A 22505-nucleotide genomic window follows, 5' to 3' on the forward strand; every position below is an offset into this window, starting at 1 on the left:
ACTAAACTTTGCCTGCTGCAAAAAACTGCGTTCGTCAGGAGTGCACAAAGGCACCCACACCGCGCCCGGCTTCCCCCTACACTCCCCACGCCCCCAGGGGGGCGCCATGGCCGACACCCCTCGGCCATGCGCGAGGCGGCTATCGCCCCACCGCGGGCGTCTCCCGGTGCGCCGCGTCCATGATCTGCCGCATCTCGGCCAGCGCCGACCCCAGCGCCTCCCGGTTGGTCGCCTCCTCCGCCACGGCCTCCAGCTCCCGCAGCCGCGCGGCCCGGGCCGGATACCGCTGAATCGCGACGAACTCGCCCCACCACTGGAGGAAGGTACGCAGCGGAGAGATCGTGCCGTTCCGCGCGGCCTGCTCGACGGCCCGGTCCAGATGCTCGACGAAGGTCGGCAGCTCCCCGGGCGCGATCTGGGCGACCGCCGCCCGCAGGGCCGAGGGGGTGAGGACCGGCATCGGGATCAGGGGCCCGTCCTGGGCGGAGGAGGACTGCTCGGTCATCACCAAATCTCCTGACACACCATCAAGCGATCGCCGTTCGCGAGCCTACGCCCGCGTCCCATCCGCCACACGCCTCTGACCTCTATTGATCGTTTCCCCTCGCCCCGGAAGCGGAAATTGAACGCCCCGGACGACCTTTGTCCGCCTCGCGAACCGCTGGGCGGATGAAACGTCGGCGAACACTGCGCGGCGCATCCACGAGGGTTTCTGGAACGACGGCTCCGCGCCATCCGAATTGCCGCCGTCTGTCCGGGCTGGGCGGGCTTCGACGGCCGTAGCGTGAGCCGCCCGTGGCCGTTGAGCCCGAGGTTCCGTCGGTTCCCCCTCGTGAGGATGACGCAGGTCTGATGCAGGTCAGGTTTCAGCAGCCGCTTCCCCCGGCCGTCGACTCGCCCGGACGCGGTGGGACCGCCGTGGCCGGGCGCACCGGCAGCGACTCCCCACCGCGGACGGCCCCGACGCGAAAGGTGGCCACCGTCGGGCGGGCCCGGCCCCGGCTGTACGTCGTCGACGGCATCCGCCTGGTCGCCGCGCTCATGGTGGCCCTGCACCACTACGCGGGCACCAACCGGGCCAACCAGCCGGGCAACGCGATCTGGGGCCGCCCCGCGTCCGAGATCATGCCCACGCTGTTCCACTTCGCGTCCTTCGGCTGGATCGGCGTGGAGATCTTCTTCGTGATCAGCGGCTTCGTCATCTGCATGTCGTGCTGGGGCCGCACGCCGAAGGACTTCTTCGTCTCCCGCGTGATCCGCCTCTACCCGGCGTACTGGGTCGGCGTGGCCTTCACCACGGTCTCCATGATCGTCCTGCCGGGCGTATGGGACCGGCCGCCGGGGCGGGACATCCTGCTCAACTTCACCATGCTGCAGTCGGGTTCCGACGTGCCCGACGTCGACCTCGTCTACTGGACCCTCTGGTCGGAGCTGCGCTTCTACCTGCTCTTCATGGTCGTGGTCGCCATGGGCCTGACCTACCGCAGGGTCGTCGTCTTCTGCTGCGTATGGGGCGCGGCCGCGATGCTCGCCCCCGTGTCCAAGTTCCCGCTGCTGGTCCTGGCGGCCGACCCCAGCGGCGCCTGGTACTTCATCGCGGGCCTCGCCCTCTACCTCATGCACCGCTTCGGCCAGGACCTACTGCTCTGGGGCATCCTCGCCATGGCGTGGCTGATGGGCCAGCGCGAACTGGCGATGCGGGTCGCGTTCGAAGACGTCTCCAGCTGGCGCGGCTCCGTCCTGATCTTCACCGTCTTCCTGCTCGTCATGGTGGCCGTCGCCCTCGGCTTCACCGACCGCATCCGCTGGAAGTGGCTGGTCACCGCGGGCTGCCTGACCTACCCGCTCTACCTGATGCACTACGTCGCCGGCGTGTCCCTGCTCAACCGCCTGCACGACACCATGGACCCCCGCCTGCTCCTCGCCCTCGTCATCTCCGGCTTCCTGGGCCTGAGCTGGCTGGTGCACCGCTTCGTGGAACGCCCGGCGGCGCGGCTGCTGAAGCGCGGGCTGGAGTCCTCCTTCACCAGACTCCGCTCCTTCGGCCGCGCGGCCTGACCCGCTTCCGTCTCAGCGAAGCAGCAGGTCGATCACCCCGGTCGTCCCCTCGTCGCCGTGTCCCGCGGCGAGACGGCGTTCCATCAGCGCCATGAACGGGCTCAGCAGCTCCGGGCTCACGCCCTGCTCCTCGGCGGTGCGCAGCAGTGTGCCGTTGCCCTCCACCATCATGGCGAGGTTCGACGTCACGCCGAGGGTGTAGTCGCCGGTCTCCAGGTGCGTGGCGACCCCGTTCGCGTACGGGGCCATGGCGGTGAGCCACTCGATGAGCAGCGCCGCGAACTCCCGCGGGGCGGCCTCCGTCCCCCTGGCGCCTTCGCGCATCAGCGCGAAGGCGTGCGACACCCCGGCGAACATGCCGGTCATGGCGCTCAGCAGCGCCACGTCGTGCAGAGCGGCCGAGCCGGGGTCCACGCCGACGTACCGGGTGGCCGCCGGGACGGCCAGCGCGTCGCGGTGCGCCGCGAACAGCTCCGACGACCCGCTGTAGAAGACGTACGCGCCGGAATCCGGGACCCCGATCATCGGCGGGACGGCCATGATCCCGCCGTCCAGATAGCGGGCGCCGCGTCCCTCCACCCACGCGGCTCGCTCACGGGCCTGGCCGGGGGTGCTCGTGGTGATGTTGACCAGGTCCTTGCCCCTCAGCTCGGCACCGTCGAGCACGACCTCGACCGAATCGTCATCGAGCAGGCAGACGACCACCAGCCCACCCGCGTCCACCGCCTCGCGGGCCGTCGCCGCGACCGCCGCCCCCTCGGCGGCAAGCGGCTCGGCACGGCTCGCGGTGCGGTTCCACACCGTCACCTCGTACCCCGCGCCCAGCCACGCCCGAGCGATCGCGGCGCCCATCGCGCCGAGTCCGAGCACGGTGATCTTCTTTCCGTCATCTCTCATGCGGCTCAGGCTCGTCGCTGGGCGCTGGGATACTCAAGTACCCACTGTGGAGTGGGTGGTTACTCTGGGGTGAGCGACGAGGTGGAGGGGTTGGGCATGCGGACCACGCGGCGGCCGGGCTCGTACGAATGCGGGATCGACGCGGCGATGGACGTGATCGGCGGCAAGTGGAAGGTCCTGATCCTCTGGGCCCTCGAGGTCCGCCCGCACCGCTTCGGCGAGCTGCGCAGAGGGCTGCCCGGGGTGACCGAGAAGGTCCTCACCGACCAGCTACGGGAACTGGAGCTGGACGGCATCGTGCACCGCGAGGTCTACGACGAGGTGCCGCCGCGCGTCGAGTACTCGCTGACCGCGCTCGGCACCTCGCTCAACGAGGCCCTGGCCCCCCTCGGCGCCTGGGGCCGCGAGAACATCCTCGACGGCGCCCGCCACGACTGACTCCGGCTTCTCCGTGGCCCTCAGCTGCCCGGGCCCACCGCCGCGCCATCCGCTTGCTGCGGCTCCACCGCCCTCCCCGGCACCAGGACGGCAAGGGTGCTGCGCGCTTCACGCCGCAGCGAGCGGCGCCGCGCGAAGGTCGCGGTGAGAGCGAGAATCGAGATCGTGGCCCCGTAGAAGACGGCAACGATCGTGGAGAGGAGCCCGATCGTCATCGGGCACGCACCTTTCTTCCCCCGCTCGGCCCGCCCAACTCACGCTTCGGGGCGGGGCGTTGATGCGTTTCCCCTCCACCATACGTCCGCCGTCAACCGGTCGGTACCCGTTACTGGATGGAGGAAGCCAGGAGCGCCAGCTTCTCCGCGCTGTCGGTGCCGGGGTCCGGGTGGTGGACGACGAGCATCTGGCCATCCGCGCCACCGATGCCCAGCCGCTCCCGGTTGAGCAGCAGGCCACCGACCTGAGGGTGGTCGATGCGCATGGGCGCGCCTTCGCATACGTGCACGTCGTGGCGGGCCCAGAGCCGGCTGAAGCGGGGGCTGGCGAGGGAGAGTTCGCCGACCAGCTCGATGAACCGGGGGTCGTCCGTGTCGGTGCCGACGGACTCGCGGAAACCGGCGACCAGTCCCGTGGTGGCGTTCTCCCAGTCCGGATAGAGGGCCTGCTCGGCGGGGTCGAGGAACAGGTCCCGCAGCCGGTTGGCCCCCGCCACGAGGCGCGGTGACAGCGCCGTCGCCAGGGCGTTGGCGGCGAGGACGTCGAAGCAGCGGCCCTCGACGTACGCGGGCAGCGGGAGCGTGGCGACGAGCTTGGCGGTGCCCGGAGGGACGGCCTCCGCCGGCGGCCGGGCCCGACGCCGACGGGGCCTGCCGGCGCCCAGCCGCAACAGATGCGCCGTAGCGTCGTCGTCGAGCAGCAGTACCCGGGCAAGGGACTCCAGGACCTGCACGGAGGGGTTGCGGTCGCGGCCCTGCTCCAGGCGCAGGTAGTAGTCGGCGCTGATGCCCGCGAGCATCGCGACCTCTTCCCGGCGCAGCCCCGGCACGCGCCGCGGCCCCAGGGCGGGGATACCGGCCTGTTCAGGGGTGACGAGCTCGCGGCGGGCACGCACGTAGTCGCCCAGCAGATTCGGTTCGCCGGTCATGCCCCGACCGTAATGCGTCTTCTCGCGCAGTGCCTGGCCCTGTCACCCCCAGGACCACGGGGACCCTGGCCCGCCCGGAGCCCGGGCACCAGCCTGATCAGCGACCCGGACATCCACGGCGAGGAGCAGCCCATGTCCACGTATCTACTGATCCACGGCGCCTGGCACAGCGGCCGATGCTGGGAGCGGGTGGTTCCGCTGCTGACATCGGCCGGCCACCGGGTGCTCACGCCGTCGCTGACGGGCTACGGCGACAAGGCGCATCTGCTCGGCCCCGAGGTAGGGCTCGACACACATGTCGACGACATCGTCGGCCTGATCACCGAGGAGGACCTGACCGAGGTGATACTCGTCGGCCACAGCTACGCCGGGCTCGTCATCTCCTCGGTGGCCAACCAGCTCCCGGACCGGATCGCGCGCTTGGTCTACCTCGACGCGATGGTCCCGGAGGACGGCGAGAGCGCGGCCGACATCATGCCCGTCACCCAGGGCCTGATCGACCTCGCCGTCGCGTCCGACAGCGGCTGGCGGGTCCCGCCACTCCCCGAGCTGCCGCCACCCGCGGGCCTGTTCGGGGTCACCGACCCGGCGGACGTGGCGTGGCTGCGTACCCTGCTCTCGGATCAGCCCGTGCGCTGCCTCCAGCAACCGGTCCGCCTGGACAACCCGGCCGCGCGCGCGATCCCCCGGACACACATCCACTGCGTCGCCGGCAAGCCGGAAGGCTACACCCGGCGCCCGGTCCCCCCGATACAGCCCAACGGCACCCCGGCCCAGGTGTGGGAACTGCCGACCGGCCACGACTGCATGATCACGATGCCGGTAGAGCTGACCGAGCTGCTGCTCAGGCTCGCCCGGCGTCGGTAGCGCCGAGAACGCCGCTGACCGCGCCCCCGTCCAAGGCGCGGTCGGCGAGCGTACGCGTCACGGGCGCGGACCTCTCGACCAGCGGCTCAATGAGCAGCCGGACGCGCGCAGAAGGGCAGGACCCGGTGAGTGGGCCCCGCCCTTCTGCGTCGTTGTGGTCAGGAGCTCATGGCCGCGGTTCGGATCAGGCGGCTCACTTGGGGTCTTCGACGTCGTCGTCGGACCGGAGACCTTGCTTGGGGGGCAGGTCAAGAGTCCCGGTGGGGTTGGTGCATCCGGGGACGCTGCCTTCGGGGGCGCAGTTGTCCGGGGTGTTGTTGACGACCTTGGTGCGGGTGAGCGTCACCTGCCCGCCCGACTGGTTGTCGATGCCGCCGCCAGCGGTGATCGCCGTGTTACGTGTGATCAGGCTGTCGACCAATGTCGCGGTGGCGTTGGGGCCGAGGTTTGAGAGGCCCGCGCCTCTCACGGCGATGTTGTCCTTGAGGGTGGTCGACTTCAGGTTCAGGGTGGAGGTGTTCACGTTGCGGATGCCACCACCCTCAATGCCGGTGTTGCCCCTGATCGATACGGACTCCAGGGTCGCGGTGCCCAGTTGGTTCTCCAGACCGCCACCATTGCTGGTGACGGCTCGGTTCTTGATCAGGGCCCCGCCCTTCATCGTCATGGTGCCGTTGCCGGTGGGTGTGCCGTTACCGGTGTTGAGGACTCCGCCACCGAAGCTGGCCGCGGTATTGCGTTCGACGGTGGTGCGGTCGAGGTGGAGCTGTCCACCGTTGTTGGAGACGCCACCACCGGTAACCGCGAAATTATCCTTGAAGACGGTGTTGTTCAGATTCAGCGTGCCCTGCTCGTTGAGGGCTCCGCCGCCAGAGTCGCTGCTGACGCCGCCGCTGACCGTGAGCGACTTCAGGGTGAGCGTGCCACCGGACACCACATGGAAGATGCGGAAGCTGTCCGTGGCGTCCGGGTCGCGTCGGATGGTGGAACCGTTGCCGGAGATGGTGACATCACCGGTGATCTCGGGAAGCCCATCGTCCGGGTTGTCCGGCGTGGTCAGTGTGTAGGTGCAGCGGGATGCAAGCGTGATGCGACCACCGTTGGCGTTGGCCTGGTTGATCGCATTCACCAGGCCGGGGATGTCGTTGCACCGCACTCGAATGTCTTGGGCGGCACTGGCCGACCCGGTCTGCAGGACCACGAGGGAGAGCCCCGCACCGACCGCGACGGTCATGGCGCCGGACCGCGAAATGAACCTCATCGCTACGCCTTCCTCAGCGCTGGAGTGAAGCGGCGCATCACCGGCAGCAAGCAGCCACGCTGGTCAACCGGGATGGCTAGATGACGTTCTCTTTCTAACGACAGGTGATCGCGCCCTCACCTGGTGTGCCGCCAAACGGGTCCGGTCGTTGCCTCAGTGTTCGCTGCTCGTGGCGGCCTGAGGGCCCTCCGTCGGGGCAGGCTCGCCGGCGCAGCATGCGTCGGCGGTGTCGAGCGCGGCGCTCTTGCCCATCTGGTCGGCATCGCCCTTGACGACGTAGACCTCCCACGGCTCCTTACCGGGGCCGTGGACCCAGACCTTGCCCTGGAGGGCGTAGCAGCAGGAGGTGTCGTTCTCCTCGAAGGTGGCGAGCCCTGCGCCCTTGAGGCGATCGGTGGCGGCGCTGACCTGGTCGGTGGAGGTGACCTCGACGCCGAGGTGGTCCAGCCGGGTTTCCTGGCCCGCCTCGCCCTCGATCAGGACCAGCTTCAGCGGCGGCTCGGTGATCGCGAAGTTGGCGTACCCGGGGCGGCGCTTAACTGGCTCCACACCGAAGAGCCTCGAGTAGAACTCCACCGAAGCGTCGAGGTCGGGCACGTTAAGGGCGAGCTGCACGCGAGACATGACCGTCCCCCATCTCATTACATCGATGTTCTTCGATTCAAGATTGCACCTTGGATCGAAAGACGTCAACATAGAAGCATGTCGAAACAAGACCTCACGGTGGTGGGCCAGGACAGCGTCGACGGATGCTGCCCAGGACTGCTGACCGCCCCCCTGGACGAGGCGCAGTCGGTCGAGCTGGCCAAGGTGTTCAAGGCGCTGGGCGACCCGATCCGGCTCCGGCTGCTGTCGATGATCGCCTCCCGGGCCGGGGGCGAGGTGTGCGTGTGTGACCTCACTCCCGCCTTCGACCTGTCGCAGCCGACGATCTCCCATCACCTGAAGCTGCTGCGGCAGGCCGGGCTGATCGACTGCGAACGCCGGGGCACCTGGGTCTACTACTGGCTGCTGCCGGAGATGACCGACCGGCTCGCCGGCATCCTCACCCGCCCCACCGGGCAGCCGCTGCCCGACCGTGCCGGGACGGCGGTGGACGCCTGATGACCGCCGAATCCATGACGGCGCCGGTTGCCGCGCGCCTGTCCTTCGTCGACCGCTTCCTCGCGGTGTGGATCCTGCTGGCGATGGCCGCCGGTCTGGGCCTGGGACGGCTCGTTCCCGGGCTCGGTGACGCCCTGGCGAAGGTGACCGTCACCGGCGTCTCCCTGCCGATCGCGCTCGGCCTGCTGGTGATGATGTACCCGGTCCTGGCCAAGGTCCGCTACGACCGCCTCGACACGGTCACCCGGGACCGACGCCTGCTGATCCCCTCGCTCGTACTGAACTGGGTCCTCGGCCCGGCGATCATGTTCACGCTCGCCTGGCTCCTCCTGCCGGACCTGCCGGAGTACCGCACGGGCCTGATCATCGTCGGCCTGGCCCGCTGTATCGCCATGGTCATCATCTGGAACGACCTGGCCTGCGGCGACCGTGAAGCCGCCGCCGTCCTCGTCGCCCTGAACTCCGTCTTCCAGGTCATCGCCTTCTCCGCGCTCGGCTGGTTCTACCTCACCGTGCTGCCCGGCTGGCTCGGCCTGGAACAGACCGGTCTCGACGTCAGCGTGTGGGATATCGCCCGCAGCGTGCTGATCTTCCTCGGCATCCCACTGGCGGCCGGCTTCCTCACCCGGCGCCTCGGCGAGAAGGCCAAGGGCCGGGCCTGGTACGAGACCGAACTCATCCCCAGGATCGGCCCGTTCGCGCTCTACGGGCTGCTGTTCACGATCGTCGTGCTGTTCGCCCTCCAAGGGGACGCGATCACCTCCCAGCCGATGGACGTAGTCCGGATCGCGCTACCGCTCCTGATCTATTTCGCCGTGATGTGGGCCGGATCCATGGCACTGGGCAAGGCCGTGGGCCTGGACTATCCCCGCTCGACCACGCTGGCCTTCACCGCCGCGGGCAACAACTTCGAACTCGCCATCGCCGTCGCCATCGCCACCTTCGGCGCCTCCTCCGGGCAGGCCCTGGCCGGAGTCGTCGGCCCGCTCATCGAGGTCCCCGTCCTGATCGGCCTCGTCTACGTCGCCCTGGCCGCCCGCCGCCACTTCCCCCACCCCACCGCCGCGACCGCCGAGCACACGCCCAACGAGGAAGGCGCCGCCCATGTCTGACCCCTTGAAGCACGGGAAGCCGTCCGTGCTGTTCGTCTGCGTCCACAACGCGGGCCGCTCCCAGATGGCCGCCGCCTTCCTCATCCACCTCGCGGGCGACCACATCGAAGTCCGCTCCGCCGGCTCGGCACCCGCCGAGCACGTCAACCCCGCCGTGGTCGAGGCGATGGCGGAAATCGGCATCGACATCGCGGCGGAGATCCCAAAGGTCCTGACCGCCGAAGCGGTCCAAGCCTCCGATGTCGTCATCACGATGGGCTGCGGCGACGCCTGCCCGTACTTCCCCGGGAAGACCTACCTGGACTGGAACCTCGAAGACCCGGCCGGCCAGGGCGTCGCGGCGGTACGGCCGATCCGCGACGAGATCCGCACCCGCGTCCAAAGCCTGATCGGCGAGATCGTCGCCGGAGACCCCCGGTGACCGGCATACGGAGTCGACCATGAGCTGCGCACGGCCATGAGGGCCGCGGTCTCAGCCCACCCACCCTCCACGCTTGTCCGTTGCGGATGCGCTCGACGCCGGGCACCCTCACAGCCACACCGACCGCTCGCGGATATCGAACGCCCCGGACGGGAGGCCGTCCGGGGCGCAGTCCACAGCCCGTTCGAGCCGGGCCAGTGAGGGGAGTTTCATCGACTAGCCGTACCCCCTGCTACAGGCCCTGAGCTTGGGAAGCTAAGGCATTTAGGGCTGACTCCGGAGTTGACCTGCTGCGGAGGGATGCAGACGCCTGGTGGAGGGTCGGCTGATTCCCCGCTATTCCCTGTGGTTCCCCGGACGATCTGGCGCGCGTCCGGCCCGAGTCATTCGTCGTCGCACCTCTCCAGGATCAGGCTTGCTGAGCCCTCTTCAAGTCCGTTGTTCTCTTCCAAGTGGAGGTGAACGCCGTCCGGTGTGCCGTCCTGGGCGAGTGTGAGAAGGTGGCTGGCCAGGGTCTTCAGCCCAGCGGCGTTGGCCTCGATGACGATCTCTCCGCCGAGGTTGCGAACCTCGATGCGTGCGCCCTCCTCCCACCTGAAGTCTCTGGTGGTTCCATCAGCCACGACACTTACGTGAGTGGTCGTCGGCGGAACAGTGCTGAGTTCAGGGGCCATACCCAAGCATCTCGTACCTCAGCGACCCTCAGGTGCCGAGGGCGCACGCTTTCCAACTGTGGTGGTGGGGTGGCGGGGTGCGCGCGGGGGCGTTCATCTGCGTTCATGGGCGGTTGGTCGGTGTGCAGGAATGGGCCTCTGGTCTCGCCTGAACGTCCACGAACGGTGTTGAATGAGACGGAAACTGAGACCGTGGCGATCTGGCTGAGTGCTTACTCCTGCCCAGGTGGGCGTCTCCGGGATAAGATCTTCTCCCAGGTTTCTCCCAGCGACTTGGGTCCCATGATCGAGACCACAAGTGAGTCCGTCACGGCCCTTCGCGCTACGAGTAGGTCGCGACCACGATCGATATGGCGATCCCAAAAAGGACGCCTATGCCAAGCCAACGCCACCGCCCTTCCCAGTCGGGCAGAACCACCGGCGGGGGTGGGGTAACCCTTGCCTCTACGCGCCTCGCAATCTCAGCGAGCGACATGGTCACCTGCTCTAGCTTGCCCGTCTGAGGGCTGCGTCCCTTCAGATTTCCAACCCGGTGCGTTTCCTCGCTGAGCTCGCTCAGACTGCCCTCCAACCGGGTGGCAACCCTGTGCAGATTGTTGCCGCCTTGAGGGCCGAGAAGCCCTTCCAGACGCCTGACCATGTGGTCGAGCTTGTCAAGGTCGAGCTTCTTGGAGGCGCTGGACAGCTGTTCCGCGGCGAGACTCAGTTGGTAGGCGACGTCTTCGTTGATGCTCTTGCTTGCATGACCGAGTAGGCCAGCGACGTCTTCGTTGATACTCCGGGAAGCGCGCGAGATCTGGCCGGCGACGTCCTCGTTGATACTCCGGGCGGCCAATGAGAGCTGGCTTGCCGTTTCAGGGGAGATGACGCCGTCTCGCAGGGCCTGTTCGAGCATCTGGGACAGCCCAGGCGCGATCCTCCCAATTTTCGTGAGCGTGACCCTGGTTTGCGGGTCGATCTCGTGATGGATATTAATGTCACCGTGGTGGTCGCGGCCGACAAAGGCCCCGTCGCCGGAGTTGATCTGGACGTGGCGTTGTTCTGGAGGCGCCGCGTCGTCGGTGGTCATCGGCCGTCTCGGGTGTTGATGTTGATGTCGCCGTAGTGGTCGCTGCCGATGAAGGCCCCAGAACCGTGGTTGTGCTGTGAGCCGATGTTGACCGTCTTCGTCGGTGCCGTCGTTTTGAGTTCCTCGATGTCGGCTCGGGCGTCGGGGTGAGCCTGGAGAAAGGCGGCAAGCAGTTCGGTCCAGGCGTCTGTGACAGTGCGCCCCGTGATTTCATGCCGGGCCAGGGCTTCCACCTGCTCGTTCAGTACCTGTAGGGCAGCGGTCTCCTCTTGAGGGTTGCCACCGCGACGGAAGATAGCCGAGATCCGAGTGCGCAAAGCGTCGGCCTGGCCTTGGAGCAGGTAGGAGAGGACTCCGCTGGCAGCTCCTGTACTCACGGCCATGACTGCTTCTTCGTACATAAGCTGCTTCCCCCTTCGGCTGGCGGATGGCGCGCTCGTGCGGGTCGGTGCGACCTAGTTGGGGTCGTTGCGCGCGCCAGAACCGATTGACTGTACTGGCCATGCCATAGCAGGGGCTGGGCAATGCAGGGCGCTGACCGAAAACCGCTGTTGAAGGCGTGTTCGCAGCTAGACGGTTGCCCCCGGCCGCTTCGACTCCTTCGTCCCGAAGCAACTTGGGCGAGTGCTCGGCCTTGGGCTGGTGTGCCGCTTACCCGCGCTGAGGGTCCAATGGCGTTCGCGTCCGTCCGTCGTTGTCCGCTGGCGTTGTCACGCAGTTAGACCCTCACCTGAGGGCGGCGCGGACTCCCGCGGGGCCTGCCCTCAGGAACCGAGCATGTTAAGCGCGTCGAGTGTGAGGCATGCGGCACCGAAGAGGAAGAAGACTTGATCGGGCGATGTCTGACGATTGCCTGACAAGTAGGGGAGGGGTCCGGTAGATGTGTGCGGGTGAAAGACTCCACGCTCAGCGAGCCCACCTCCGAGGAAGGCGAGCCCACCTCCTTCGTCGAGAAGACGAAGAACTGGTACGGGAAGCACAGGACGACGATCCGCGCCGTGGGCGGCGCAGTCGGCGGCATGGCCGTGGCCGTGGCAATCGTGGTCGCCAGGCAGGCCATGGAGCAGAAGGACACTGAGGACACTGAGGGTGCCGAGGACATCGGGTCGGCCGCCGACTCTGTGGAGGAGGACGAGCAGCGGAAACCGCCCGTCAGGCACTCGGTGTCCGGATACACGAGGAGGCTCGCTGACGGCCGCGAAATTCCTGTTTCGGGTTATGAGCGCGGCGGCTCCTCGGAAGACGAGGACGAAAACGAGGACGAGGGCCCCGACGAAGCCGCAGCCTGAGCGCGGACGAAGGTCACACCGTCTTCGGTTGCGGCGCTGTCCACCGAGCCGTAGGTGCAAGCGATCTTGAAAACCGTCGTGGCGGCGATGTCACCGTGGGTTCAAATCCCACACCCACCGCAGGTGAGCGGCCCCTGACCAGGAACATCGGTCGGGGGCCTTCACCATGCGTGGTGCCTGCTAGTGACCGTGATCCCCCGTGAGTTCCCGGTCGATCGGGCACGGATGGGGCACGAACTTCAGTCGCCCTGGAACCACAGATAGCTGCCTGGAGTGCCGGCGCAATGCTCCAGCAACCTTGCAAGATCGTCCAAGGCAGCGAGCTGACGCTCATCGGTGCACCGTTGCCGTAGATCGGGGATCTCACCGAGAGCAGCGGCGGACTCTTGCTCGTTCATCAGAGCATCCCCGTACGGATCCACGGCGGTCAGCCGCCCAGGCACTCCGAGCAGCCGGAGCGAGCCGATCGCATCGGCCAACGCGTCCCCGCGCCCGTACGAACTCTGCAGCAGCGTCGCTCGGGACTTGCGCCAGTTACGCGTTGGCCGTGCTGAGTGCAGCTCCACGTCGATCCCCACGGGCCCATGATGCCCTGCTGCAGAGGCTCAGCATCTGATCCGTAGCTCTATGTGGATCGGTCGACTGCGGTCATACCGGTTGCGCTACGGCCGTACAGAGACGCCGTCGGCCGGAGTCGGTTGCTGTACCTGGCTGCTGTACTGCTGGTGCATCCGCCGGAGGCAAAGACCGCTTCGTCCCGAAGCAACTTGGGTGGGGGTGCCGCCTTGGGTCGGTGCGCTCCTCACCTGCGCTGACGGTCCGCAGGCATTCGCCCATGTTCGCCGCTGTTCGTGGCCCACTCCACCAGCCAGTACCTGGCTGCAACGTGCATCCGAAGGCACATCCCACCGGTGTTCCAGCCGCATGGCCGACCACCGCCCCGAATCCGGGGACTTCCGTGTTCCATCCCAGCCGCTCGTCGAAGCGCTCCACACTGTGGAACTCATCGCCCAGCCGATCCGCGTACACGGACAACAGTTCCGAGCAGACCTCTGCGAGCCCAGCAGCGTCACGGCACTCGATCGTCAGGCCTTCCATGTCACCCCTCCATGCCGCGTCCGCTGTAAAAAGTCCGCTGCCGCTGATATGCGTTGCTGTCGGCCGATCGCACGTCGCAGGTCCACGAACCTGTCCCGTACGCGTTCGCTTCGCACCCGATCATTCATGGCAGAAGCTCGGGAAACCTCCGAAACGGCTTGTTCAAGACTCGGAGGCCGACCGCCACCAGCCACCGACCCCGGGCGCATCTGAGGGTGGCACGAGTGGCTGTGACCTGCGATGTCAGGCTCAGGCTGCGGCGTGCAACGGCGAGGAACTCCGCCTTGAACGGCTCCAGGCGCTCGGCCAGGCTCGTCCCGTCGCCCTCCTGCCAGACCGCCTGGTTCAAGGCACGAGCGTAAGCGGTCGTCGATGAGTGAAGGCCGGCCGGGCACAGCAGTTGGACGCCGTTCTCGGCTATACGCAGACCGTCCATCGCTGGCCTGGCCGTCCGGTACCACTCATCACCGACCTCCCACAGGGACGGTCGTGCATGAGCCACACCTTCGGCCTCCAAGGCGAAACGAATGAACTCCAGCACGGTCCTGATCTGCTCGGCACGTCGCTCCTCCGCCAGCGCCGCAGCCCGTCGTTGTTCCTCAGCCCGGTCGGCCGCCCGCTGCGTCGTGCGCTGGGTCAGATACCTCATTGCCCCTCCCACACCCACGCCCACCATCGAAACCACCGGCGTCCACAGGTCGAACGCCGTGCCGCGCCGATATCCGTTTCCAAAGCACGCTCTAGCGGGCCAACTGGGCGCGTGGATCTGGCCGTGCTGCTACGTCGGAGTGTCCGCTGTGCGGGAGGGGGCGCCTCAGCGAGGCGGTTTGAGTTGCTGACTGCACCTGACGGGCCACTGCTTCGGATTGCGCGCCGAGTGTCACGGGGGGGCGCTGAGCGGGGCGGTAGGCAGGAGCACAGGCCCGGCCGGGGCCGGGCCGCGCGGCGGGTGCGGAGGGTCGCCGCCGGTGAGGAGAGAGCAGCCGTTAGTTCATAGGTTGGGCTCCTCCTCCGGCGTATCCAGGACGAGGCGGGCCCAGACGGTCTTGCCGATCGGGTCTCGGGGGTGGTGGCCGACTTCCTCGGACAAGGCCAGAACGAGTTCGAGGCCGCGGCCGTGCTCGTCGTCCTCGTCGGCCTTCACGCAGTGGGGCAGACGGCGACTTGCCGCGTCGGAGACCTGGACGAGGCAACTGGCGCCCTCGTCGTGGAGACGGACTTCGAAGAGGTGACCGCGCTCGTGGCCATGGCGTACGGCGTTGGTGGCCAGCTCGCTGCACACCAGGAGCAGCCGGTCGATGGCTTCCTGCGCGTAGCCCCAATCGTGGAGCGTTCTGCCTGCCTGATCACGGGCGAGGCGGACGGATCTGGGCGTGGACGGCAACTGCACCTTCCATTGCCGCGCAGCAGGCTGCTGTGGAGTACGGATGGTCATCGGGAGCATGGCGTCCCCTTGTCACGTGGTGGTTCAAGGGGGCCAGCCCACCGCAACGGAGACTACGGAAACAGGCCATGGTGATTACCCAGCGTGGGTAAAATCGTCAGCGGTTCACTGCCCGGATTGCCCGCTGTCGCGGGACGAGGAAGAGGGGCCCGAGTGCCCGATTCGCAGCCTCACCCTGCGCTTCCAGCAGCGTTGTTGGCCAGCCCGGAGTGGCAGGACGCATGCCGGAGGCGTGATTTCGCGCGTATCTTCCGGCTCGTCAAGCTGAAAGCTGGGATTTACCCTTCGCGGATCGCCGCCCGGTGCGGGATGACGCCGAGCAGGGTGGGCGAGATCATGGCCGGACGGCGCGCCTTGGCCCACATCGATGTGATCGAGCGGGTATCCGACGGGCTTCGTATCCCCGGAGGGATGTTGGGCCTCGCTCACCGACCGTGGGAGATTCCCTCCTCAGCTCCTGAACCCGCGACCGACCAGCCCGACCAGAGGCCCGAGCCGGCGTCGTGGCCCGCTGACGAACATCCGTCGGCCACCTCCACGCCCGGCGATGGCCTCGACGAGGTCCTGGCGCTGGCCGATGGGCGGGTCGGTCCCTCCACCATCGTCGCGCTGAGGTCCGCCGTGGAGGACTACTGGCGCCACGACGACGAACACGGCGGGACATCTCTACGGCCCGCCGTTCTGGGCCACCTCAGGTACGTCACCCAGATGTTGCGCTCGGCCTGCGACGCGCTGAGGCCGCAGCTTCAGACTCTCGCCGCCGAGTTGGCCCGCCTCGCGGTTATCTAGAGTTGTAAGGGATCCTGGCAGGTCAAGGCGCTGTATCGGTAGTAGGCACGTAAGTCACGTTGTGCTGTGGTCCCATGATGTTGTCACTGTGGAGGGTGAGTCTCGTCTGAGGACCACCGGTCTGCGAGGCGGCCGCCGTTGCATACGGCGCGGCAGCTGAGGACGAAGGCATCGGCGGTGTCGTCAACCGGTTGGGTGCGGGGCCAGGCGACACCGATCTGGCTGGGGCTGACGCCCGTCACGGGTCGGTAAACGACGTCGGGGCGCTGGTAGAAGCGGGCGGTCGCTTCGGGGGTGAGGCTGACGCATTGGCCGTGGGCGATCGCGTTGAGCCATTCGTCGGGGTGGTGTGCGACCGCGCCGATACGAACTGGGTGGCCTTCGCGCTCATCGGTCGCGAGCCAGTAGTCGCGCCATGCCCCCGATTCAGCGGGGGTCGCCACGAACGGTTCGTCGTACACATCCTGGAACCTGATGTGGTCCTTCGCCGCAAGGTGATGGCCTGCAGGCAAGGCGATCCAGCGTGGCTCGGTCAGCAGAACTTCGAGGTTGAGGTCGCTCTTCTCGGGCACTGGCAGGCGGAGCAGCGCCACGTCGGCCTCGCCGGTGGCCAGCCCGGCGGTGGGGTCGGTCCATTCGGCCTGCCGCATCTGGACCCGCCAACCAGGTCGGCGTCGTGCGAAGTCGGCGATGATCAGCTGGGTGTGCTCATTGGCGGCGCTGGCGACGAAGCCGACCCGTAGCGTGCGTGCGGCCCGGGTCGTGGCGGCTCGCGTGACCCGCAGAGCATGTTCCCAAGCGGTCAGCACGGCGGCGGCGTGTGCGGCTAGAGCCTCCCCGGTCTCGGTGGGGGTCATCCCGGCGCGGGAACGGACGAACAGGCCCACGCCAAGCTGGGCTTCCAGTCGCCGGATCTGCTTCGTCAGCGCGGGTTGCGAGACGTAGAGCCGTTCAGCGGCCCGCGTGAGGTTGCCTTCCTCGACCACTGCGGCGAAGTAGCGCAGCAGACGGGTGTCGATATCCATGCCGCCAGGTTATGGAAGCAGGTATTGGACGACTGCGGCGGACTGGCGGGATCGTTGATCACGCGACCGGGCAGCCGGTACAAACCCATCGGGGAGCATCCAGGTGACGACGAGTAAAGCCGTGTCCGACCCCAAGGTCGAGGCCATCAACCACTTCTTCTCTGCCTACGCGGCCAATGACGTCAAGGCGATGAGCGCGATTCTGGCTCCGGGCATCGAGTGGAGCATCCCGGGTCACCACCCGCTCTCGGGCACCAAGCGCGGACTGGACGAGGTGGTCAGCTTCTTCGACCAGCTCGGTAAGGCGGGCTTTCAGGCCGAGCCCGTGTTCCTGGGCAGCAACGGTGATTACGTCGTCGACGTCCACCGAGGTTGGACGACCCAAGGCGTGGGCCAGGTCGACACGATGTGGGCATTGGTGTGGCATTTCGACGCCGACGGCCAGGTCGATCGAGTGGTCAACCTCAGCGGTGACCAGCACCAGATGGACACCTACGTCTGGGCCAACTTCCCGCTGGCGCCCCTTCCAGCCTGCCTCGCCCGATAACGGGCGGAATCGACGTGAAGGTCATTGTTATCGGGGCGACAGGCACCATCGGCCGCGCGGTCGCCGACGCGTTGGAGACCAAGCATGAGGTGATACGGGCTTCACGCAACGGCAGCACACGGGTAGACCTGGAAATACCGGGCTCCATCGACACCCTCTTCGACACTGTCGGCGAGGTGGACGCGGTCATCTGCTGCGCGGCCAGCGGTCAGCTGACGCCGCTCGCATCCCCTTCCGACGAAGAGTTCACTCTCGGTCTGAAAGGCAAGCTGCTGGGGCAGGTGATGCTGCTGCGCCGGGCTTTGAACCACTTGCGGGATGGCGGTTCCGTCACACTCACCAGCGGCGTCTTCAAGGAGCCGACGCGAGGCGGCTCGTTCGGTGCTCTCGTCAATGCCGGCTTGGAGGCCTTCGTCCAGGCTGCGGCCATCGAGATGCCCCGCGGGCTGAGAGTGAACGTCGTCAGCCCAGGCTGGGTTAAGGAGACCCTCGAGAAGCTCGGCATGGACAGCCAGGGAGGCACGCTGCTGAGCGATGTCGTCCATGCCTATCTCCAGGTGGTCACAGGATCGATGCAGGGGCAGACCTTGACCCCGTCGCCCCGCTGACACTCGGAGAGTCGGCAGTCAAAGGTGACGTCGCTACCGACGCTCAGGAGGTCCCCGCCCCATGAGCAGGGCAGTTAGGACAAGGCCTCCGGGGGCGAGACGGATGGTGCGCGGTTGCCGTGTCCGGAGGCGTGTGGGCCTGGGCTTGTTGTCCGTCGCGGCCTGTTCGACGGGATGCGGTGCGGCACGCGGTGGCCGGGGCCTGACCAGCATGGAAAGCTGCTGGCCAGGCCCCGGCGCAGAGGCGGATGTGTGGGTCAGGCGTTCTCCGCGCGGATCATTTTGCGCAGACTGCTGCGGGCAGCTGCCAGGTCCTTCGCGAGTTCGTCGACTCGCTCCTGCAACGGCTGAAGCTGGGCGATCTCCTGTTCAAGTCGCCTGTTGGTACTGGTGAGTTCGGAGATGCGCGCGGTCAGCTGCTGGTTGCCGACCTGGTCGAGTTGCCGACCGAGTTGCTGGCGGACGGCTTCGCGAAGGCGGTCACGTTCCTGGCGGAGGGCGGTGATCTCCTCGCGGGCCATGAGCAGGTCGGACTTCAGGCTGGCCGGGCTGGCCTGGCGACCGTCTGATCGTGCGACGACAGGTTCGTGTTCCTGCTGGCGGATGGCCGCTTCAACGTGCTCGCGCACGCCTTCGGCATAGACGAGCCAGGTGGAGACCTTCGCGGTGCGGGCGACTGTGGTGAAGGTGATGGGCTCGCCGTCGGCGAGCATTCTCTGGACGACGTCCAGGGCTCGCTGCCGTTTTTGGAGGCTGTCGGCCCTGCGGGAAGCCGCGAGGACCTCGGTCGGGGTACGTGCTGCGGCGCTCACTTCTTGCCCTGCTGAATCACGGTGAGGGGCAGCAACTTGCGGCTTTCGCCTGCCCGCAGACGACGCAGGACCGCGGCCGCTTCTTCCAGTTCTGCGCGTTCTTCGTCCGGCATGCTCGCCATCCGCTGGCGCATCCTCTCCGTGACCTCCTCGTAGGAGACGATCTGGGCGGTGAGGTTGTCGACGACGAAGTCGGCCGCGTCCATGGCCAGCGCGGTCTCGCGGTCGGCTCGCAGGCTGTTGATGTGGTCCTCGATGGTCGGGAGGTAGGACGGGTCGGGGCGGTAGAACCCGCAGCCAGAGCACTGGAAACGGATCGGGCATGCCTGGCCGCCGGCCTTGACATTGGATGGCTCGGTGCAGCCGCCGAACGGGACGGCCACCGATCTTTGTTCATAGGCCAGCGGCGAGCACGGAGAGGCGGCTCCGCGCCGGTCGACGACCTGGAGGCTGAGTGTCTTGACGGCCTCGCGCTTCCGCTTCAGGGAGACGCGGTAGTAGCCGAGCGTGGTGCGGGGATCGTCGTGATCCATGAGGTCCCGCAGCACGTCGAGCGGGGTGCCGGCGTCCGCGTGCCGTTGGGCGAACGAGTGCCGGAACGCGTAGGGAAAGATCAGCGATTTGTCGAACGGCAGCGGATTGCCGTCGGTGTCGAAGGTTCCGCTGCCCAACTCGGGCAGCGAGTCGACCCACTTGCGCAACGTCGCTCCCAGAGTGATCCAGCTCAGGTGCGGCAGACCGGCCACGTCGGTGGCCGCCGGGAAAAGGTGGGCTTCGCTGTGGGAAGGTGCGTCGACCTGGTCGCGGATCTTCTGCCATCGCTCGATCGTCTGCACTGTCTCAGTGACGATCGGCAGGCGCCGTCGCATCCGGCGGCCCTTGTTGTTGTTCCAGATCAAGGACACCTCATCGCCCTCGCGCTCCAGGCAGTTCCTGGGCAGGGAGGCCACTTCGGTCGGGCGGCGGCCGCAGTCACGCAGGACGACGTAGACGGCGCGGAACATCGCCCGCACCTCTTCGGGATCAAGGTCTCCGTAGTGGGCGTCGACGGGGAAGGAGTCGAGCTGGGCGTCGAGCTGGCGGATGACGTGCTCCGGGATGGCCCGGCCGATCTCGTCTTCGTTGGTGTCCTCCTGGGGGATACGGTGCGAGGAGTGGCGGGCGAACATCCCCGGAGCTTCTTCGAGTTGACCCGTGAGCCGACCGAAGTCCAGCAAGGCGAAGAAGCAGCTGAGCATCTTGGTGCGGTAGCTGGTCGCGCAAAGCTTTCCGGTCCTGCTGTTGCGGGCCGCCGCGATCTCCTCGAAGGCGGCCTGGATGTGGGTGAAGTCGAGTTCGGAAATTTCGGCTCCGCCGCCGGGCAGTCGGTTCATGCCCTGGGCGGCCAGCACGGTACCTCGATGCCATCGGTTGAACTCGTTGCTGGAAGGGCGCTCGGCCTCGGTCCACCGTCGTAGCAGTTGCCGCAGCCATCCCTGCGGGATTCCGGTCAGATCAGCGGTCCCGGCCTGCTTCCGGCGCCCGGTCCTGGTCCGCGATTTCAGCCCTGCGGCCCGCAGGTCGATGACGGTGTCTGCCCACGGGTCGTCGCCGGAGAAGGCGACGAAGCCGCGGCGGACCGACCAGGCCAGCTGACGGAACACCGCGTGCGGGCTGAGCTGTGTCTCGTAGAGGCCGCCGAGATGGTCATCGCGGAGCACCAGACTGGTGTCTCTGATGACCAGACCGGCAACGATCTGGCGAATGGTGCGGGGATCGAGGTTGTGCCCCAACTCGTCCCGGTGCTGCATCGCGTAGGCGATCTCCAGCCGTAGCAGCGGCGGCAGCTCGATCAGCGAGAAGCGGTGGGAACTCAGAAACGGTGGCTGGTTCGCGGACCAGGCCAGCATCTCGCGTGTGGCGGTGTTCCCGAGGCCGCTTGCCTTCTTCCAGCGGCGTAGGTGGTAGATGCACAAGGGTGTCCGTTCATGCAGGGCCTTGTTGCCGCAAGCCCCCACCGAGCAGGATGGCGGAACGGGAAAGGGAGTGGCGCCGCCCTGGCGCCCCCAGTCAATGGCGCTGTCCCACCCCTTGGGTCGGTAGACGTCACGCCAGAGTTGCAGATGGGTCAGGCAGACGCCGTTCGACAGCGCCGTGCGTCCACACCGCTCGCCGTCCCGCGTGACAGCGCAGTCCTCGGGATCGTCGCCGCGGCGCTGGCCGCGCTCGGGAATGAACGAAGCGTCGAACTCGTCCCAGCTTTGCCCGCTGGCGCGGTGGTCGCGTGTGCAGGGTGCGCAGCGGCTGCGTCGTCCGTAGAGACCGCTGGGGCAGGCCGGCGTGAGGCACTTCCAGACCGTGGTCCGCGGGTTGGCGAAGTCCCCGGTGAACAACCACTGTTGCGCATTCCACTCCCCGGGGCGCCAGTGAGGATCAAGCTGATCGCCCAACCAACGTCGCCAGCCGACCCAGTCGACGGAGAACGGCAGCGGACGGGACGCGTGGACATCCGTTACGGAGCCGATCGGGGCGGCGGTCATCGCGCTCCCGCCGCAACGCGTTCGACGGCTTCCCGCTTCCGCTTGTCGCTGGTGTGCAGGTAGGGCTTGAGCGAAGACGGTGAGACCTGACCAAGGAGGGCCTGTACGACGTCGGGCGGGACGCCTTCGGCGACCCATTCAGTCGCTGCCGTGTGACGGAGCATGTGCGGCCTGGCGACGATCTCAGCCCATTTGCCCAGCCGGTCGAACATCTGCTTCGCATTGGGGTAGCTCATCGGCCGGCCCAGCGGGGCCCGGTAGAGGTTCACGAAGACCATGTCGCTCTCGGCGGCGGCCTCCCCGACGCCGTCGCGTTCCCACTGGTATTCGCGGTAATGGTCGGCAACCTCGTCCGTGACGGGGATGACTCGTGACCTGTGCGACTTGGCGAGTGCCCCGTTGACGTTGTCGCGGCGTCGATGGACATGAACGTGCGGACCGCGAACGTGGCAGCCCAGCACGCGGGAGTCGGCCAGCAGATGGATGTCCTCGCGGCGCATGCCGAGGGTCTCGCCGATGCGCATTCCTGTCGCGCGCATCAGCACGACCATGAACCGGTCCCGGGCATTGCGCGCCAGCCGGATCATCAGTTGGACCTGTTCGGGAGTAAAGCACTCGATGCCCGGATCGGCGGTCTTGAACCTCAGCGTTCGCGTCTGGACCTGGCGGAAGCGCCCGCCCTCGCCCGTCTCGAAGTCGGCCGGGAGAAACCGCAGACGACGCGGCTGGGACAGCGAATCGGCGACCCCCGCCGGCACCCAGTTCCGACCGACACCGAAGCGGAGGAACTCCGTCATCGTGACAAGTACGGCGTCCGCGCTGGAGTCCTTGCGGAACCGGGGACGGACTGGGGGTTTCGCTCCACGAGGCGGAAGCGGGGTGCTGACAAGCCAGTCCCGGAATCTCAGCAGATTCTCGAATCCCGGGTCGGCCCAGTCCAGTCCTCGCTCGTCGCACCAGGTCAGGTACAGGGCAAGGCGGCTGGCGTAGGTGCGTTCGGTGTTCACCGAGCGGCTCTGCCCCCGTAGAGCCTCCAGGTAGGTACTCGCCTCCTCTTGCAGTTGATACAGCTCATCGACGACCACCCAGGCCACTCCAGGTACAGCTCCGGGCAGCACGGCCTTCTCCGCATGAAACTTCACGGACGGCCTAACGAGCCAGACGTACCAACGACCTATCAGATATTGATGAGCCACACGGAAGAGTGAGTCCTGCCCGAATGTCCCTCACGCCAAGACCCACCTCTAGATAACCGCGAGCTGGGCGTACTTCGATGCGCGTCAGTACAGCACCGCCCGGCTCTACTTCGCCCAAGCTCTGACGCTCTCC

The 22505-nt window shown here is 67.4% G+C and carries 26 protein-coding genes; 10 read left to right on the forward strand and 16 right to left on the reverse strand.

Translation table 11 applies throughout. The features are described from left to right. Positions 1-139 precede the first annotated feature (139 nt). Positions 140-505, reverse strand: a complete 366-nt coding sequence (locus tag ABZ562_RS03480) for a DUF6247 family protein (protein ID WP_361473419.1) — start codon at positions 503-505, stop codon at positions 140-142. 347 nt (positions 506-852) lie between these two features. Here ABZ562_RS03480 and ABZ562_RS03485 point away from each other — a divergent pair, with 347 nt between their 5' ends. After that, complete coding sequence (locus ABZ562_RS03485; protein WP_361473422.1) at positions 853-2058, forward strand: acyltransferase; 1206 nt, start codon at positions 853-855, stop codon at positions 2056-2058. A 12-nt stretch (positions 2059-2070) separates the two neighbouring features. Here ABZ562_RS03485 and ABZ562_RS03490 read toward each other — a convergent pair whose 3' ends face one another. Next, the gene (locus ABZ562_RS03490; RefSeq protein WP_361473425.1) at positions 2071-2955 is read right to left on the reverse strand and encodes an NAD(P)-binding domain-containing protein; all 885 of its coding nucleotides are present in this window, start codon (positions 2953-2955) and stop codon (positions 2071-2073) included. A 96-nt stretch (positions 2956-3051) separates the two neighbouring features. Here ABZ562_RS03490 and ABZ562_RS03495 point away from each other — a divergent pair, with 96 nt between their 5' ends. Further along, the gene (locus ABZ562_RS03495) at positions 3052-3393 is read left to right on the forward strand and encodes a helix-turn-helix domain-containing protein (RefSeq protein WP_361473428.1); all 342 of its coding nucleotides are present in this window, start codon (positions 3052-3054) and stop codon (positions 3391-3393) included. Between the two features lie 20 nt (positions 3394-3413). Here the strand turns inward: ABZ562_RS03495 and ABZ562_RS03500 are convergent, their stop codons facing one another. Then, positions 3414-3608: a hypothetical protein gene (locus ABZ562_RS03500; RefSeq protein ID WP_361473431.1), complete on the reverse strand. Its 195-nt coding sequence runs from the start codon at positions 3606-3608 to the stop codon at positions 3414-3416. Between the two features lie 110 nt (positions 3609-3718). Further along, entirely contained in the window at positions 3719-4537 is an 819-nt protein-coding gene (locus tag ABZ562_RS03505; RefSeq protein ID WP_361473434.1) for a helix-turn-helix transcriptional regulator, read from the reverse strand. Between the two features lie 132 nt (positions 4538-4669). On the opposite strand from ABZ562_RS03505, the gene ABZ562_RS03510 reads away from it, so the two are divergent. Next, positions 4670-5404, forward strand: a complete 735-nt coding sequence (locus tag ABZ562_RS03510) for an alpha/beta hydrolase (protein WP_361473436.1) — start codon at positions 4670-4672, stop codon at positions 5402-5404. 193 nt (positions 5405-5597) lie between these two features. Here ABZ562_RS03510 and ABZ562_RS03515 read toward each other — a convergent pair whose 3' ends face one another. Next, positions 5598-6638 carry a hypothetical protein gene (locus ABZ562_RS03515; RefSeq protein ID WP_361473439.1) on the reverse strand — a complete coding sequence of 347 codons (1041 nt, stop codon included), beginning with the start codon at positions 6636-6638 and terminating at the stop codon, positions 5598-5600. A gap of 180 nt (positions 6639-6818) precedes the next feature. Next, the gene (locus tag ABZ562_RS03520; protein WP_361473442.1) at positions 6819-7289 is read right to left on the reverse strand and encodes an ArsI/CadI family heavy metal resistance metalloenzyme; all 471 of its coding nucleotides are present in this window, start codon (positions 7287-7289) and stop codon (positions 6819-6821) included. A 78-nt stretch (positions 7290-7367) separates the two neighbouring features. On the opposite strand from ABZ562_RS03520, the gene ABZ562_RS03525 reads away from it, so the two are divergent. From ABZ562_RS03525 to ABZ562_RS03535, 3 genes are read left to right on the forward strand one after another with little or no spacing between them, the layout of a single operon-like run. Next, positions 7368-7769, forward strand: coding sequence for a metalloregulator ArsR/SmtB family transcription factor (locus tag ABZ562_RS03525; protein ID WP_361473445.1), 402 nt, complete (start codon positions 7368-7370; stop codon positions 7767-7769). Then, positions 7769-8881, forward strand: a complete 1113-nt coding sequence (gene arsB / locus ABZ562_RS03530) for an ACR3 family arsenite efflux transporter (protein ID WP_361473448.1) — start codon at positions 7769-7771, stop codon at positions 8879-8881. The genes ABZ562_RS03525 and arsB overlap by 1 nt, the downstream gene beginning before the upstream one ends. Further along, complete coding sequence (locus tag ABZ562_RS03535) at positions 8874-9302, forward strand: arsenate reductase ArsC (RefSeq protein WP_361473451.1); 429 nt, start codon at positions 8874-8876, stop codon at positions 9300-9302. Before arsB ends, ABZ562_RS03535 begins: the two co-directional genes overlap by 8 nt. Positions 9303-9685: 383 nt before the next feature. Here the strand turns inward: ABZ562_RS03535 and ABZ562_RS03540 are convergent, their stop codons facing one another. From ABZ562_RS03540 to ABZ562_RS03550, 3 genes are all read right to left on the reverse strand, one after another. Beyond that, a complete protein-coding gene (locus tag ABZ562_RS03540; protein WP_361473454.1) occupies positions 9686-9925 on the reverse strand; it encodes a hypothetical protein in 240 nt (79 codons plus the stop codon). A 373-nt stretch (positions 9926-10298) separates the two neighbouring features. Continuing rightward, the gene (locus tag ABZ562_RS03545) at positions 10299-11045 is read right to left on the reverse strand and encodes a hypothetical protein (RefSeq protein ID WP_361473457.1); all 747 of its coding nucleotides are present in this window, start codon (positions 11043-11045) and stop codon (positions 10299-10301) included. After that, positions 11042-11446 carry a hypothetical protein gene (locus tag ABZ562_RS03550; RefSeq protein ID WP_361473460.1) on the reverse strand — a complete coding sequence of 135 codons (405 nt, stop codon included), beginning with the start codon at positions 11444-11446 and terminating at the stop codon, positions 11042-11044. The genes ABZ562_RS03545 and ABZ562_RS03550 overlap by 4 nt, the downstream gene beginning before the upstream one ends. Before the next feature lie 489 nt (positions 11447-11935). Between ABZ562_RS03550 and ABZ562_RS03555 the strand changes: the two genes are divergently transcribed. Next, on the forward strand, positions 11936-12334 hold the full coding sequence (locus ABZ562_RS03555) for a hypothetical protein (protein ID WP_361473462.1): 399 nt from the start codon (positions 11936-11938) through the stop codon (positions 12332-12334). A gap of 239 nt (positions 12335-12573) precedes the next feature. On the opposite strand, the gene ABZ562_RS03560 is transcribed toward ABZ562_RS03555, so the two are convergent. The 3 genes from ABZ562_RS03560 to ABZ562_RS03570 all read right to left on the reverse strand — a co-directional run bounded on the left by ABZ562_RS03560 (position 12574) and on the right by ABZ562_RS03570 (position 14867). Next, on the reverse strand, positions 12574-12912 hold the full coding sequence (locus ABZ562_RS03560; RefSeq protein ID WP_361473465.1) for a hypothetical protein: 339 nt from the start codon (positions 12910-12912) through the stop codon (positions 12574-12576). A 644-nt stretch (positions 12913-13556) separates the two neighbouring features. Beyond that, positions 13557-14081: a hypothetical protein gene (locus ABZ562_RS03565; protein ID WP_361473468.1), complete on the reverse strand. Its 525-nt coding sequence runs from the start codon at positions 14079-14081 to the stop codon at positions 13557-13559. Between the two features lie 342 nt (positions 14082-14423). Continuing rightward, positions 14424-14867, reverse strand: a complete 444-nt coding sequence (locus ABZ562_RS03570; RefSeq protein WP_361473471.1) for an ATP-binding protein — start codon at positions 14865-14867, stop codon at positions 14424-14426. Positions 14868-15029: 162 nt separating this feature from the next. On the opposite strand from ABZ562_RS03570, the gene ABZ562_RS03575 reads away from it, so the two are divergent. Further along, complete coding sequence (locus ABZ562_RS03575; RefSeq protein ID WP_361473474.1) at positions 15030-15665, forward strand: hypothetical protein; 636 nt, start codon at positions 15030-15032, stop codon at positions 15663-15665. 83 nt (positions 15666-15748) lie between these two features. Here ABZ562_RS03575 and ABZ562_RS03580 read toward each other — a convergent pair whose 3' ends face one another. Next, positions 15749-16690 (reverse strand): LysR family transcriptional regulator, encoded by a 942-nt coding sequence (locus tag ABZ562_RS03580; protein WP_361473477.1) that lies wholly within the window; start codon positions 16688-16690, stop codon positions 15749-15751. A gap of 103 nt (positions 16691-16793) precedes the next feature. Here ABZ562_RS03580 and ABZ562_RS03585 point away from each other — a divergent pair, with 103 nt between their 5' ends. Together ABZ562_RS03585 and ABZ562_RS03590 are read left to right on the forward strand one after the other, a co-directional pair. Then, the gene (locus tag ABZ562_RS03585) at positions 16794-17237 is read left to right on the forward strand and encodes a nuclear transport factor 2 family protein (RefSeq protein WP_361473480.1); all 444 of its coding nucleotides are present in this window, start codon (positions 16794-16796) and stop codon (positions 17235-17237) included. Between the two features lie 14 nt (positions 17238-17251). Next, positions 17252-17845 (forward strand): short chain dehydrogenase, encoded by a 594-nt coding sequence (locus ABZ562_RS03590; RefSeq protein ID WP_361473483.1) that lies wholly within the window; start codon positions 17252-17254, stop codon positions 17843-17845. Positions 17846-18102: 257 nt separating this feature from the next. Here ABZ562_RS03590 and ABZ562_RS03595 read toward each other — a convergent pair whose 3' ends face one another. Genes ABZ562_RS03595 through ABZ562_RS03605 form a run of 3 tightly spaced genes read right to left on the reverse strand, consistent with a single transcriptional unit; the run spans position 18103 to position 22261 of the window. Then, positions 18103-18657: a DUF6262 family protein gene (locus tag ABZ562_RS03595; RefSeq protein ID WP_361473486.1), complete on the reverse strand. Its 555-nt coding sequence runs from the start codon at positions 18655-18657 to the stop codon at positions 18103-18105. Then, positions 18654-21176, reverse strand: coding sequence for a site-specific integrase (locus tag ABZ562_RS03600; RefSeq protein WP_361473489.1), 2523 nt, complete (start codon positions 21174-21176; stop codon positions 18654-18656). The genes ABZ562_RS03595 and ABZ562_RS03600 overlap by 4 nt, the downstream gene beginning before the upstream one ends. Further along, positions 21173-22261, reverse strand: a complete 1089-nt coding sequence (locus ABZ562_RS03605; protein WP_361473492.1) for a tyrosine-type recombinase/integrase — start codon at positions 22259-22261, stop codon at positions 21173-21175. Before ABZ562_RS03605 ends, ABZ562_RS03600 begins: the two co-directional genes overlap by 4 nt. Between the last annotated feature and the right edge of the window lie 244 nt (positions 22262-22505).

It is taken from the genome of Streptomyces sp. NPDC019937 (assembly GCF_040631655.1).
In the GTDB taxonomy this organism is placed as follows: Bacteria; Actinomycetota; Actinomycetes; order Streptomycetales; family Streptomycetaceae; genus Streptomyces.